Below are 14,612 nucleotides of genomic sequence, written 5' to 3'. Positions count from 1 at the left end.
AACCGGTTCCTCGCCGCAGCGTCAAGAAAATTATATGATATATAGTCTGACAAATAGAGGTGCGTCCTGTAGAGAACACGATCGTGGCCGACCTAGCCAGATTGACGAGCGAAGGGCGCGACCCTAAGATCGTATACGGTATCAAATATGGGGGACAACCAATGGCGACACGCCGCGATCTGATGCTGACGGCCGCGGCTTTCGCCGGAATGGTCCAGCCGATCAGCGCCCTGGCCAAGGCCCGCGGCGCATCGCTCCCCGCCAAGGCCGCGCCCCTGCCGCTGTCATCGGTCCGCCTGCTGCCCTCGGCCTACGCGACCGCTGTGGAGGTCAATCGGGCCTACCTGCTGCGACTGAGCCCCGACCGCTTTCTGCACAATTTCATGACCTTCGCGGGCCTGCCCGCCAAGGGCAAGATCTATGGCGGGTGGGAGTCCGACACCATCGCCGGCCACACCCTGGGTCACTACGTGTCGGCCCTGGTCGTCATGTACGAGCAGACAGGCGACATCGAATGCCGGCGGCGCGCCGACTACATCGTCGGCGAGCTGGCCAGGGCTCAGGCCAAGCGCGGCGACGGCTATGTCGGCGCCCTTCAGCGCAAGCGTAAGGATGGAGCGGTCGTCGATGGTGAGGAGATCTTCGCCGAGGTGATGAAGGGCGATATCCGCTCGGGCGGTTTCGACCTGAACGGCTCCTGGTCGCCTCTCTATACCGTGCACAAGACCTTCGCGGGCCTGCTCGACGTCCATCGCGCCTGGGGAAACCAGCAGGCGCTCGACGTCGCGGTGGGCCTGGGCGGCTATTTCGAGCGCGTCTTCGCCGCGCTGAACGACGAGCAGATGCAGACCTTGCTGGGCTGCGAGTACGGCGGGCTCAATGAGAGCTACGCCGAGCTCTATGCCCGTACCGGCGATCGCCGCTGGCTGGCGGTCGCCGAGCGGATTTATGACAACAAGGTCCTGGACCCCCTGGTCGCCCAACAGGACAAGCTCGCCAACTTCCACGCCAACACCCAGGTGCCCAAGTTGATCGGGCTGGGGCGGCTCTATGAGCTGACGGGCAAGCCGCAGGACGCGGCGGCCGCGCGGTTCTTCTGGAACACCGTCACCCAGCACCACAGCTATGTGATCGGCGGCAACGCCGACCGCGAGTACTTCGCCGCGCCCGACAGCATCGCCGCCCACATCAGCGAGCAGACCTGCGAGCACTGCAACACCTACAACATGCTCAAGCTGACCCGGCAGCTCTATGGCTGGCGGCCGGAAGGCGCGCTCTTCGACTACTATGAACGCGCCCACCTGAACCACGTGATGGCGGCGCAGAATCCCAAGACCGGCGGCTTCACCTACATGACGCCGCTGCTGACTGGCGCGGATCGGGGTTATTCGACGAACGAAGACGACGCCTTTTGGTGCTGCGTTGGCACCGGCATGGAGAGCCACGCCAAGCATGGCGAGTCGATCTTCTGGGAAGGCGAGGGGACGCTGCTGGTCAACCTCTACATCCCGGCGGAGGCTCAGTGGAAGGCGCGCGGCGCGACCCTGAAGCTCGAGACCCGCTATCCCTACGAACCGGAATCGCGCCTGACCCTGACGAAGCTGGCCAAGACCGGACGCTTCGCGATCGCCCTGCGCATACCGGCCTGGGCGGGGAGCGAGGCCAAGGTCAGCGTCAACGGTCAGGTCGTCACGCCCGAGATGGCCGGAGGCTATGCCCTGGTGGACCGTCGCTGGCAGGCGGGCGACATGGTGGCCATCACCCTGCCGCTGGACCTGCGTCTGGAGGCGACGCCCGGAGACGCGAGCACGGTGGCGGTGGTCCGAGGTCCGATGGTGTTGGCGGCCGACCTGGGCCCCAGCAGCGAACCTTGGAAAGGCGTCGATCCGGCCCTCGTCGGCGAAGCGGTGCTGACGGGCTTCCACCCGACGGCGGCGGAAAAGGCCGTCTATGTCGCCCGCGGCGTCGGCCGTCCCGGCGACCTGACCTTCGTGCCGTTCTACAGCCAGTACGAGCGCCGCAGCGCGGTCTATTTCAAGCGCTTCACCGAGGGGGCGTGGAAGACCGAGGAAGCCGCGTTCCTGGCCGAGCAGGCAAGGGCCAAGGACATCAGCGCGCGCTCGGTCGACATCATGCACCTGGGCGAAATGCAGCCCGAACGAGATCACAACCTGACCTCGGAGCTGTCCTACCCGGTGGCCTACCGCAACCGCAACGGCCGGGACGCCCGCTCGGGCGGCTTCTTCGAGTTCGATATGAAGCTCCGGCCCGGCCCGCTGATCCTGCAGGCGACCTACTGGGGTGACGAGCGCAAGCGCGACTTCGACATTCTCGTCGACAATGTGAAGGTCGCTTCCCAGCATCTGGAGGCCGACCGCCCCGGGAAGTTCTTCGACGTCGAATATCCGCTGCCCGAGGCGCTGACCAAGGGCAAGACCAAGGTCAAGGTGCGGTTCGTGCCGCGCGACCGCAGCACGGCGGGTCCGGTCTTCGGCGTGCAACTGTTCGCCGCCAAGCCCGTGCCCACCGCGTGAACCCGGCGGCGGGGGGCGATGGGCCGGACGCCGTTCGGCTTTCGCTCGACGAGGTCCGGCGACTGGCGCATCAGGTCTTGAGCGCGACGGGCCTGTCGCCGGCGCATGTCGCCGCCGTCGCTGAAACCCTGGTCGCCGGAGAGCGTGACGGCTGCGCCTCGCACGGCCTCTATCGGCTATTGGTGGCCGCCAACAGTGTCTCCAAGGGCGTGGTGGCGGTCGACGCCGAACCAGTGCTGGACGAACCGGCGCCGGCCCTGGCGCGGGTCGATGGCGGCGGGGGCTTCGCGCAACTGGCCTTCGAGCGCGGGCGTCCGATGCTTGTCGACAAGGCTCGGCGCTTTGGGATCGCCGCCCTGGCGCTGAACAGGGTCGTGCATTTCGCGGCCCTGTGGCCCGAGGTCGAGGCGCTGGCGCGAGGGCCTGGCGGCGCTGGCCTTCACGCCCAGCCACGCCTGGGTCGCGCCGGAGGGCGGCACGCGGCCGGTGTTCGGCACCAATCCCATCGCCTTCGGTTGGCCGCGGCCGGGCCGGGATCCGTTCGTCTTCGATTTCGCCACCAGCGCCGTGGCCAGGGGCGAGATCGAACTACACCGACGGGCTGGCCTGGCCGTGCCTGGCGATTGGGGCTACGACGCCGACGGCGTCGCCACGACCGTGGCCGAAGAGGTTCTCGGCGGCGCGATGCGCACTTTCGGCGGCCACAAGGGCTCGGCTCTGGCCGCGATGGTGGAGCTGCTGGCCGGGCCATTGATCGGCGACATGACCAGCCAGGAGTCGCTGGCCGCCGACGCGGGGCGCGGCGGCTCGCCGATCGGCGGAGAGCTGATCATCGCCCTCGATCCGGCGGGTTTCCTGGGCGGGGCGCTCGCCGACCACCTGGTGCGAGCCGAGACGATGTTCGAGGCGATCGAGGCCCAGGGCGCGCGCCTGCCGTCCCAACGGCGCTACGCCGCGCGGGCGCGCAGCCTGCGGGAGGGCGTGATGATCCCAGGCGCGCTCCATCGGGACATCATGATGTTGCTTGAGCGGAAGGACTAGACATGCGGCGAACCGGGCTTTTCGACACGGCGGTCCTGTGTTTGGCGATGACGGCGCCGATGTTGGCCATATCGCCGGCGCTGGCCAGCCCGCCGGCCGTGCGGGCGGGCTCGGCCGACAAGCGTTTCGAAGCGCTTTCCACCGAGGAATATGCCTGGCGTCTGAGGCAGGCCGGGCCCAGCGAGGACGGCCCCAAGACCGAGGCGCTCAAGCTTCCCGACGTCGGCCCGTCGGTCCAGGCGGCGCGGCTGGCGCGCTGGACCACCGTGGCGCGGCAACTGGCGGAGCTGCCCGTCGCCAAGCTGTCGAAGAAGAACCAAGTCAACTACGCCGTCTACAAGGGCCAGATCGACGCCCTGCTCGCCGAACAGCGGTATCGCGAATACGAAAAGCCGCTGAACGCCGACAGCAGTTTCTGGGGCGACGTCGCGGAATCGGCGCGCGGGACCTTCCGGACCGAAGCGGACTATCGCGGCTACATCGCGATGATGCGGGACATCCCGCGCTATTACGACCAGCAGATCGTCAACATGCGCGCGGGGCTGGCGCGCGGGTTCACGCCGGCTCAGGTGACCTTGCTGGGACGCGACGCCGGCGTGGCCCTGGTGGCCGACGCCGCCACGCCCGAAGCCTCGCCCTTCTACGCGCCGTTCAAGACCCTGCCGGCCAGCATCCCGCCGACGGTTCAGGATGCGCTTCGCCGCGAGGCGGCCGACGCCGTCGTCCAGGCGGTCGCGCCTGCCCACGCGCGCCTGAGAACCTTCCTGCGCGACGAATATATCCCCGGCGCGCGGCGAAGCCTGGCGGCCTATGACCTGCCGGACGGCAAGGCCTACTACCAGTCCAAGATCGGCGAGTTCACCACCACCGACCTGACGCCGGAGCAGATCCACCAGATCGGGCTGACCGAGGTCGCCAAGATCCGCGGTCGGATGCTGGATGTGATGAGGGAGGTGAAGTTTGACGGCGACCTTCCGGCCTTCCTGACCTATCTGCGGACCGATCCGCGCTTCTACGCCAAGACGCCCCAGGACCTTCTGGATCGCGCGGCCTGGGACGCCAAGAGTTTCGACGGCAAGGCGTCGCAGTGGTTCGGCCACTTGCCGCGCAGTCGCTTCGCCATCCGCCCGGTGCCCGACGAGATCGCGCCCTTCTACACCGGTGGTCGCGGCGGTCCGGGCATCTATCTGGTCAACACCTACAACCTGCCGTCTCGTCCGCTCTACTCGCTGATGGCGCTGACCCTGCACGAGAGCGCGCCGGGCCACGCCTTCCAGATGCCGTTGGCCGCCGAGAACAAGGACCTGCCGGCCTATCGTCGCGACACCTACCTGTCGGCTTACGGCGAGGGGTGGGCGCTCTACTGCGAGGCGCTGGGCGAGGACATGGGGTTGTACGAGACACCCTATGACCGGTTCGGCATGCTCAGCTATCAGATGTGGCGCGCGGCGCGGCTGGTCGTCGACACCGGCATCCACACCCAGGGCTGGAGCCGCGAGCAGGCCCGGAAGTATCTCCACGACAACACCGCCATGGCCGACCACGAAATCGGAACTGAGGTCGACCGCTACATCGCATGGCCGGGCCAGGCGCTATCCTACTACATGGGCATGTTGACCTTCGTCGAGGCGCGCAAGCGGGCCGAGCAAGCCTTGGGTCCCAAGTTCAACATCCGCGCCTTCCATGACGCCGTCCTGGAGCTCGGCTCGGTGCCGCTGCCGGTGATCGACGCCCGTGTCGACCAACTCATCGCCGATGGCGGCAAGGGCCCCTATCCCGATGAGGAATGACATGAGCTCTGTTTCGTGGAGCGTCGGCCTGGCCCTCGCCTTGGCGGCGCTCGCGCCGGCCGCCGCCCAGCCGGTCGCCGTGCACGCTACCGGCAATCCGATCCTTTCGGACGGTCAGTACTACTCGACCGATCCAGCCCCCGTGGTGATCGGCGACACGCTGTGGATCCTGGCCGGCCGCGACGCGGCGCCAGCCGACGTCAACGACTTCATCATGAACGAGTGGCAGGCGCTTTCGACCCGGGATCCGGCGTCGGGCGACTGGCTGCACTATCGCGCGATCGCGCGACCGGAGGCGGTCTTCCATTGGGCCGAGCCTGGCCGGGCTTATGCCGGCCAGATCGTCCCGGGGCGTGACGGCAAGTTCTATCTCTATGCGCCCGTCCTGCAGGCGGTCAGCGAGGCCAAGGACCGGTTCGCCATCGGCGTGGCCGTGGCCGACAGTCCGGCCGGCCCCTGGAAGGACGCCCATCCGGCCGGTCCGATCATCTCCCAGACGACGCCGATGGCCAACGACATCCAGAACATCGACCCTACGGCGATGATCGACGAGGATGGTCGGATCTACCTCTACTGGGGCACGTTCGGTCAGTTGCGCGGCATGGAGTTGCAGGCCGACATGATCACGCCCAAGGGGCCGGAGGTGAAGGTCGAGAGCCTGGACGGCTTCTTCGAAGCGCCCTGGCTGATGAAGCGCAAGGGCGTCTACTACATGCTCTATGCCGGCAATCGGGCCGGGCCCCGGTCCGACTGCACGCCGGCCGTCTATCATGCCTGCATCGCCTACGGCACCGCCCCGTCGCCGCTGGGGCCCTGGACCTATCGCGGCGTGGTCCTGAAGCCGGTCTCCTCGACCACTTCCCATTCGGGCGCTGTGGAATTCAAGGGTCAGTGGTACTTGGCCTATCACACCGCCGACGCGGTTGGCGGCGGTCACTTCCGTCGCAGCGTGGCGCTCGACAAGATGGCTTGGGACGACGGTGTCAGCCCGCCGGCCATCTTGCCGGTCACGCCGACCCGGCGTCCCGCGCCGCCGCTCGCGGCGACCCGGAACCTGGCGGGCAGGGCGACCGCGACGGCCTCCAACATGCCCGTGCCGGTGCAGTACTGGATCAAGGCGCTGAACGACGGCGTCACCAAGAACGCGCCCCTGCCGCCGGACATGTGGGGCAGCTGGACGCCGCGCAACCCCGCGAGCCAGTGGATCGAGTACCGCTTCGACCAGCCGGTGACCCTCAACGGCGCGCGCATCCGGTTCTGGGCCGACCAGCCGGCCGGTTCCGGCGTGGGAGTCGCTCCGCCGAAGGGCTGGCGGATGGAGTACTGGGATCGCGGCTGGAAACCGGTCCGCGACCCCAAGGGCTTCGCGACGAGCGTCGACGCCTTCCAGTCCGCCGCGTTCTCGCCGGTGACGACGCGCTGCGTCCGCGCGGTGTTCGACGCTTCGAGCGCCCAGGGAACCTATGCGGGCCTGGCCGTACAGGAGTGGGAGGTCCTTGCCCCGACGGTCCAGGCCCCGCGCTCTGGCAGCGGTTCGGCGTCGGCCTGCGACGCCAAGTCCTAGACCTGTCAAACGCCCGCCTTGGGCCCATGGCGCCGGTCTCGCCGCGCCTTGAAATGGAACGGAGATCGCCATGCTTCGCGACCTGATGACGCTTTCACTCGGAATCACGGTCATGGCCGCCGGGACGGCCCGTGCGGCGACACCGCTGGACGGCGTATGGCTGTTCGACGCCGCGCCGTCCTACCCGGGCGTGACCATGGTGAGCCTGTCCAGCGAAGGGGGGAAGCCCCGCGGCTTCGTCACCACCGCCTGGTATGGCCCGATGGAGATGCAGAACCTGGTGATCCAGGGCGACAAGGCGACCTTCGACCTGCGCAATCTCAACGACAAGGCCCACGCCACCCGGCAATGGACGGCGGTGTTGACGGGCAAGGACATCAAGCTGTCGGGCGATATCTGGTACGCGCATGTCGAGCAGGTCGGGCGCCACGGGGCGGCCGCGGACGCACGGGCGAGGACTTTCAAGACCACGTCCCTGCCGCCGTTGGGGGCCTTGGCGCCCGACGGCCTGGCCCAGACCCCGCCGATGGGGTGGAGCAGCTGGAACAAGTTCGCCGAAAAGATCGACGACAAGACCGTTCGCGCCATGGCCGACGCCCTGGTCGCGACCGGCCTGCGCGACGCCGGCTACATCTATGTCAACATCGACGACGGTTGGCAGGGGACGCGCGGACCGGACGGGGCGCTTCGGTCGAACGAAAAGTTCCCGGACATGAAGGCCCTGGCCGACTACGTCCATGCCCGAGGGCTGAAGTTTGGCCTCTACAGCGCGCCGGGTCCCAGGACCTGCGCGGGTTTCGAGGGCAGCTACGGCCACGTCCAGCAGGACGCCCAGACTTTCGCCGACTGGGGTGTCGACTACCTCAAATACGATCTCTGTTCGGGCGAATGGTTCTATGACGACGCCGACAAGGTCCAGCGTACCTACTACGAGATGGGCGCGGCGCTGCGCGCGACGGGCCGGCCGATCGTCTATTCGCTGTGCGAGTACGGGCGCTTCGAGGTCGGTTCGTGGGGGCGCAAGGTCGGCGGCCATCTCTGGCGCACGACCGGCGACATCACCGACGACTACGGGGCCATGGCGAAGATCGGCTTCGACAAGAACGGTCGCGCCGAGCACGCCGGGCCCGGCGGCTGGAACGATCCGGACATGCTGGAGATCGGCAACGGCGGCATGTCCCATGACGAGTACGCCACCCACATGAGCCTCTGGGCGATGTCCGCCGCGCCGCTGATGATGGGGCACGATCTACGTCAGAGCAGCGCCGAGGTGCTGAAGATGCTGGAGAACCGCGAGGTGATCGCCGTGGACCAGGACGCCCTGGGCGTTCAGGGCAAGGCTATTCGGCGCGAGGGCTCGACAGAGGTGTGGACCAAGCCGTTGGCCGACGGCGCCGTCGCCGTCGCCCTGTTCAATCGAGGCGAGGCGGCGGCGCCGATGACGCTGCTGGCCAGCGATGTCGCCACGGGTGGCTTGGTCCGCGTGCGCGACCTCTGGCGCGGCGCCGATCTGCCGGCTGGCCCGCGGGAGTTCCAGGTCCCCGCCCGTGGGGTCGTGATGCTGCGCGTGGAAGGCCGGTAGAGCAGGTCGTCGTTCCATCGAGGCTCGCCAATCTCACCCCCGTTTCCGCAGCCCTTGGGTCGCGCGGGCCGGGCTCCGACACAAAAAATCGGCCGGCGGGGGCCGGCCCAAGGGGGGGAGGGATGTCGCGCCCTCTTCAAAGGGGGCGCGATGGTCAGTGAGTGAGGGCGGCCAGCCGTGGAGCCGACCGCCTCGCGTCTCGATCAGTAGCGGAAGCGGGCGCTGACCTGCAGGGTGCGGGCCTGGACTCGAGCGCCCAGCGGCAGGACGCGGTCTTCGCCCCAATAGACGTTGTTGTTCTCCTTTAGGAGGTTCGAGCCCTCGACGCTGAGCGTCAGTTGCTTGATCGGAGTCCAGTTCACCGCCGCGTCGAGGCGGGAGGTCGCGTCGTTGTAGGGCGAATATTCCGGATATTCCTGCCAGACGAACACCTTGTAGCGAGCGCGATAATTGTAGGCCACGCGGGCGCTGAACTGCGGCGTGTCGTAATAAAGTGCAAGATTATATGTGTACCTCGACGTGCTGTCGGCGTCGTAGACGCCTGGGATCAGCTTTTGATCGCCTTCGAACGGGTAGGCGATCTCGTACTTCGCCATGTAGGTGAAGTTGGCGCTGGCGCCGAAGTTGCGCCACTTGCCGGGCAGGAAGTCGAAGAAGCCCGACGCATTGACTTCGTAGCCCTGGAACTCGCCCGGTCCGGCGTTGCGGTTCTTGAAGACGTGCCAGGTCTCGCCGTTGATGACCTCGTCTTCCGGGGTGTAGTACATGTAGCCGTCCGGCTTCTTCAGGAACGCGCCCAGCGAAACGATGCCGCCGCGACCAAAATAGTACTCGAGCGAGGCGTCGTAGTTGGTGGACCGGTTCGGCTTCAGGTCCGGGTTGCCGGAAAAGATGTTGTGGGTGACCGTCTCGATCGTCTGCCAGGTCGACATATCCAGGAAGTTGGGGCGCTGCACATTGTAGGTGTAGGCCAGGCGCAGCTGGACCTTGGGCGTGAAGTGAATGACGGCGTTGATGCTGGGCAGCACATCGACATATTTGCCGCCGCCCGTGGCCTCGGTGATGGTCTCGTTCCAGTTGGCGTCGAGGGTGTAGCGGGCGCTGTTGACAGAACCCTTGGTCCTGACGACCCGGACGCCGGCCACGCCGTCGATCGGGAAGCGCGAATTGATGGCGTAGTTCAGGTTGCCGAACGCGGCCAGGCTCTTCTCGTCGTCGACATAGCTCTGGCCGAGGTTGTTCGACGGCTTCACCGTCGTCCAGCCAGCGGCCGCGCGGAAGCCGGCGGCGTTGGCCATCAGGTCCTTGCCCGACAGGTGATACCAGGTCGGCGAGAAGCCGCCGACTTCCAGCTTGCTCGCCTCCACGCCGACGCCATCGACGAAGTCGGTCAGGCTGCTGGTGGGGAAGGCGTCGCGGTAGCCGTAGTCGCGCGTGGTGTGGCGATCGTTGTAGCGGACGCCGACCATCAGGCTGCGGAAGAACCCATCTTCGCTCAGGCGGTAGGTCGCGTCGCTGCTGAACACGAACTCATGGCTCTTGGCGTAGGTCTGCTCGTCGTGAACCTGGAAGATCTGGTAGTTGTCGACATTGGACAGGTCGGTGGTCGGGAAGCTGACGTAAGGGCCGCGCCCCGGAACATTGTTGGAGTTCAGATCGACATTGACCGTACTGATCGGGCGTCCGGTCGAATCCAGCAGACGCGCCAAACTTAGGATGCCGTAATAGTTTGTCGAGCTCCAGTTGTATTGGGCGCTGCTGTTGATCTGCAGCCGATCGTTATGCCAATGCGCCTCCAAATTGGTCGTGTAGTTGTCAGAGTCGACGTCTTCGTAATAGGACTGGCTGCTGGCGTCGACGCCGGCGGCCCGGCTGAGGGTCAGGGATTGGACGGTCCGGTCGTCGTCGGCCAGGACCACGTTCGACACGGTGTGGCCGTCCTGGCGCACCGTGGCGTGCAGACGGTCGCGGGCCCGCTTTTCCGAGCTGCCGAAGTAGGAGCCCTCCACCACGAAGTCGAGATGCTCGTTGGCGCGCCACTGGCCCGCCACGTTGATCGACGGGCGGGTGATCGCGCCTCGCTCGACGCCGTAATTGACCGCATAGGGCGCGATGATGTCCTGCTGGCTGGCCGGCAGGGTGGCCAGGGTCGTGCCGAAGAACCTGGCGGGGGATTCGCTCTCGACGAAGTCCTCCTCGTAGCGGTTCTTGGTGTAGGAGGCGTTGATCAGGAAGCCCATCTCGCCGATGCCGGTGTCGAACCGGTTGGCGACCAGCAGGCTGGCATAGGGGCTTTTGGTGTCGCCCGTGCTGCCGTAGACGTTCTTGACGCTGCCGGCGATCGTCCAGCCGTTCCGGAGGTCCAGCGGGCGGCGCAGTTCGACATTGACGGTGCCGGCGATGCCGCCTTCGACCTGGTCGGCGGTGCGGGTCTTGTAGACCTGGACGGACTTCAGCAGTTCGGCGGGGATGTCGGCCAGGTTGGCCGAACGGCCTTCGCCGACGCTGTTGCTGTTGCCGTTGATGGTTGTCGAGATCCCCTGGATCCCGCGGATGGTGATGTTCGTGCCTTCGCCGTGGATGCGTTCGATCTGAACGCCGGTGACGCGCGAAAGGGCTTCGGGAACGTTGTTGTCGGGCAGCTTGCCGACATCCTCGGACTCGATGGATTCGACGATCTGGGCCGAATTCTTCTTCCGTTTCGTCGCCGCGTCCAGGCTGCCCCTGATGCCCTTGACGATGACGGTGTCCACCAGCGTCGCGTCGTCGTCCCTGGCCTTATTTCCTTCATCGGTGGTCGCCGGATTCGCCTGTGGGCCGGTCGACTGGATGTCTTGCGCGACGGCCGGCGAACACATGGTGATCGCGACTAAGGCTGTTGCGGCCAACATGACGTGCTTGCTGATCATGACTGTCCTCTCCCCTGACAATTACGAGGTCGCAAATTGGACACATCTCTAGGCCGCCGTCAAAAAAATTATACAATATACATTCTACCATCGAGAGGGTGCGGACCCGCCTTGCGCCACGTTGGAAATCCAGGCGCTTGAGCGTCGTGTGGCAATAAGTATATGTTTTTATGGAATTTATATTGCGTCTGGCGCGATGGGGTTGACGCTGTGACGGCTTCGCGAGCGACGGCGCGCGCACCGAAAGGCTACTTCCCTACAGATTTTTCGGCCGAGCCCGCCCCGGAAAGTGCGGCGAAACATGCCTCGACTTGCCCCCTTCTAGGGCGGGAGATCGACGGCATGGGGAAATAACTCAGACAATTTATTCGCGGCTACGGCCATTTTGCCCGCGCCGGAACAGGGCGTCGATTGACGGTCCGAAACCTGGCCCGAAACCTGTTCGTGCGCGTCGTAGTGAGTTCGAATGTTGGGGGCGTCGGCGCCCGTCAGGTCGACAGTTGCTGTTTCAGATCCGACAGGGTGCCGAGGATATGGTTGACGGTAAGCGCTTCGACCTCGGCCGCATCGCCTCGCGTCCAGGCGGTCAGAATCTCGCGATGCTCCTGGCTGGCCCGCTCATCGCGCCCCAGGGGTTCGAGGTGCACTCGCACATAGCGTTCGGCGAGAATCTGCAGCCGTTCCATCAGCTGGAAAGTGATGTGCCCGCCGGGACGCACCAGCGCCAGATGAAAGGCGCGGTTGAAGCTGACATGATCGCCGTCGGGCTTGGCCAGCTCGGCTTCGAGCGCCGAGAGGGCCTTTTCGGCGGCGGCGTGGTCGGTTGGCGTGGCCCGCAGGCAAGCCTCGGCGACCGCGCCGGGCTCGAGTTTCAGGCGCAGGGCGAAGACCTCGCTGGCCTCGTCGGTCGACAGATCGCGAACCACGTAGCCGCGATTGGGATAGGAGCTGAGCAGGCCGTCCTGCTCCAGGCGGCCCAGGGCTTCGCGCAGGGGAATCTTGCTGACCCCCAGTTCGGCCGCGATGACATCCTGGCGCACGGCGGTTCCGGGCTGCATCGCGCCGACGAGGATGCGGCGCCTGACGATTTCATAGGTCTGATCGGACAGCGTGCGGACGACGATATTCATAAGCGCAGGCTGAACCTCTTGGCGGACCGCCCTGGGAAGGAACCTTCGGCGACGGCGCGCGCCGAAACGTCCGGCGCGTATGAGCCTTATCGTATACCAGATTCCACCGGTTGGCGGGAGTCTAGATCACCTGAAAGCCAGCCCAGAAAGGGTCGGCGCGATCGATCCAGAGAATATTGTGGCCGGTGGCGACCGCCGAACCCTGAACCGAGGGAATGATCGCGGCCCGCTCGCCCAGTTCGACCTGGGCTTCAACGCGGCCGATGAAGCGGCTGCCGATGATGCTTTCGTGCACGAAGGCGTCGCCGACCTTCAGTCGCCCCTTGGCCGCCAGGTGGGCGAGGCGCGCCGAGGTGCCCGTGCCGCAGGGGCTACGGTCGATGGCGCCATCGCCATAGAACACCGCATTGCGGCCATCGGCGTCCGGGGCCTTGGGGGCGTCCGCCCACAACACGTGGCTGACGCCACGGATGGTGGGGTCGAGCGGGTGGACCGGCTCGACCTTCTCGCGGACCAGGGTCCGGACGATCGGGCTGAGCCGCAGGATTTCGGCCGCGCCCAGGGCGTCGATTCCAGCATAGGCGCCTTGGGGTTCGACGATGGCGTAGAAGTTGCCGCCATAGGCCACGTCGATCGCCAGTGGGCCAAAGCCCGGGACGTCGATCTGGACTCCTTCCTCGGCCAGATAGGCCGGGACGTTGCGGATCTTCACGGCCGTGACCTTGTCGCCCGCCGTCTCGTAGGCGATGTCGATGACGCCCGCGGGTACCTCCAGGCGCAGTCTGCCAGGTTCGCGCGGGGTGATCAGGCCGTTCTCCAGCGCGAAGGTGACGATACCGATCGTGCCGTGGCCGCACATCGGCAGGCAACCGCTGGTCTCGATGAACAGGATGCCGGCGTCGCAATCGGGCTGGGTGGGCGGATAGAGGAAACCGCCCGACATCATGTCGTGGCCGCGCGGCTCGAACATCAAGCCGGTGCGGATCCAGTCGAAGCGGGCGAGGAAGTCCTGGCGTCGCGCGCTCATCGTGTCGCCGCGCAGCAGCGGGGCTCCGCCGACCACCAGGCGCACTGGATTGCCCGCGGTGTGGCCGTCGATACAGAAGAATGTGTGACGCATGGACTTCCTCTAGGCCTCTCGCCTTAGGCCGCGGCCGCTGGGGTGAGGAGCGGTCGGGTGGCGGCGGCTTCCTCGACCATGGCGATGACCTGGGCGCGGCGAGCGCCGGCCAAGGGCAGGCGTGGCATGCGCACGCGCTCGGTTCCACGGCCCATGATCTGTTCGGCCAGCTTGATCGACTGCACCAGGTCATGTTCGGCGTCCAGGTGCAGAAGCGGCATGAACCAGCGATAGATGCGGCGCGCTTCTTCCAGGTCGCCGCGATCGACGGCCGCGACCAGGGCCACCGATTCTTGCGGAAAGGCGCTGGTCAGGCCCGAGACCCAGCCGCGGGCGCCCATGAGCAGGCCTTCGAGGGCGACGTCGTCGAGGCCGGCCATCAGGATGAAGCGCTCGCCAAAGGCCCGTGCCAGATCGGTGAAGCGGCGGGTGTCGGGCGCGCTTTCCTTGACCGCCACGATGGTCGGCTCTTCAGCCAGGCGGGCCAGCACGTCCAAGGTGATGGCGGCGCGATAGGCCGGAGGATTGTTGTAGAGCATGATCGGCAGGGCGGAGGCTTGGGCGACGGTGCGGAAGTGGGCCACGAGCTCGGCCTCGGTCGGCACGTAGACCATGGCGGGCAAGACCATCAGCGCATCGGCGCCAATGGATTCGGCGTCCTTGGCGAAGGCGGCGGCGCGCGGCGTGGTCAGCTCCGAGACCCCGACGATGATCGGGACCCGACCGGCCACCACCTCGACCGCGGCCCGCAGCACCCGGCGCTTTTCGTCGGCTTCGAGCGAATTGTTCTCGCCGCAGGTGCCCAGCACCACGAGACCGTGTACGCCGTCGCGAACCAAGGCGTCGAGCACCTGCTGGCTGGCGTCTATGTCGATCGAAAGGTCGATGTTGAACTGGGTAGTGGCGGCCGGGAACACGCCCGACCAATTCATGGAGCTCATA

8 protein-coding genes and 1 pseudogene are annotated in these 14,612 nt (G+C 66.5%); 5 read left to right on the top strand and 4 right to left on the bottom strand.

Annotated features, from left to right (window positions below; translation table 11 throughout):
• The first annotated feature begins 161 nt into the window (after nucleotides 1-161).
• The 5 genes and pseudogenes from ASD79_RS15225 (at nucleotide 162) to ASD79_RS15205 (ending at nucleotide 8,511) form a co-directional block, all read left to right on the top strand.
• Nucleotides 162-2,534, top strand: coding sequence for a glycoside hydrolase family 127 protein (locus ASD79_RS15225; RefSeq protein WP_056723105.1), 2,373 nt, complete (start codon nucleotides 162-164; stop codon nucleotides 2,532-2,534).
• Nucleotides 2,531-3,575: pseudogene (locus ASD79_RS25550) on the top strand (Ldh family oxidoreductase). The gene ASD79_RS15225 and the pseudogene ASD79_RS25550 overlap by 4 nt, the downstream one beginning before the upstream one ends.
• Before the next feature lie 2 nt (nucleotides 3,576-3,577).
• Nucleotides 3,578-5,365, top strand: a complete 1,788-nt coding sequence (locus tag ASD79_RS15215; protein WP_056723104.1) for a DUF885 family protein — start codon at nucleotides 3,578-3,580, stop codon at nucleotides 5,363-5,365.
• A gap of 1 nt (nucleotide 5,366) precedes the next feature.
• Entirely contained in the window at nucleotides 5,367-6,929 is a 1,563-nt protein-coding gene (locus ASD79_RS15210; protein WP_082584965.1) for a family 43 glycosylhydrolase, read from the top strand.
• Nucleotides 6,930-6,999: 70 nt separating this feature from the next.
• Nucleotides 7,000-8,511, top strand: a complete 1,512-nt coding sequence (locus tag ASD79_RS15205; protein WP_056723099.1) for a glycoside hydrolase family 27 protein — start codon at nucleotides 7,000-7,002, stop codon at nucleotides 8,509-8,511.
• A 203-nt stretch (nucleotides 8,512-8,714) separates the two neighbouring features.
• On the opposite strand, the gene ASD79_RS15200 is transcribed toward ASD79_RS15205, so the two are convergent.
• The 4 genes from ASD79_RS15200 to ASD79_RS15185 all read right to left on the bottom strand — a co-directional run bounded on the left by ASD79_RS15200 (nucleotide 8,715) and on the right by ASD79_RS15185 (nucleotide 14,611).
• On the bottom strand, nucleotides 8,715-11,369 hold the full coding sequence (locus ASD79_RS15200) for a TonB-dependent receptor (protein ID WP_235524478.1): 2,655 nt from the start codon (nucleotides 11,367-11,369) through the stop codon (nucleotides 8,715-8,717).
• 539 nt (nucleotides 11,370-11,908) lie between these two features.
• Nucleotides 11,909-12,550 (bottom strand): GntR family transcriptional regulator, encoded by a 642-nt coding sequence (locus ASD79_RS15195; protein WP_056723096.1) that lies wholly within the window; start codon nucleotides 12,548-12,550, stop codon nucleotides 11,909-11,911.
• Between the two features lie 121 nt (nucleotides 12,551-12,671).
• Nucleotides 12,672-13,670 (bottom strand): 4-hydroxyproline epimerase, encoded by a 999-nt coding sequence (locus ASD79_RS15190; protein WP_056723094.1) that lies wholly within the window; start codon nucleotides 13,668-13,670, stop codon nucleotides 12,672-12,674.
• Nucleotides 13,671-13,693: 23 nt separating this feature from the next.
• On the bottom strand, nucleotides 13,694-14,611 hold the full coding sequence (locus tag ASD79_RS15185; RefSeq protein ID WP_200952314.1) for a dihydrodipicolinate synthase family protein: 918 nt from the start codon (nucleotides 14,609-14,611) through the stop codon (nucleotides 13,694-13,696).
• Nucleotide 14,612 lies beyond the last annotated feature (1 nt).

Source organism: Caulobacter sp. Root655, from assembly GCF_001427665.1.
In the GTDB taxonomy this organism is placed as follows: Bacteria; Pseudomonadota; Alphaproteobacteria; order Caulobacterales; family Caulobacteraceae; genus Caulobacter.
Note: the sequence above shows the minus strand (reverse complement) of the source record. Positions and strands in the feature narration are given on the sequence as shown.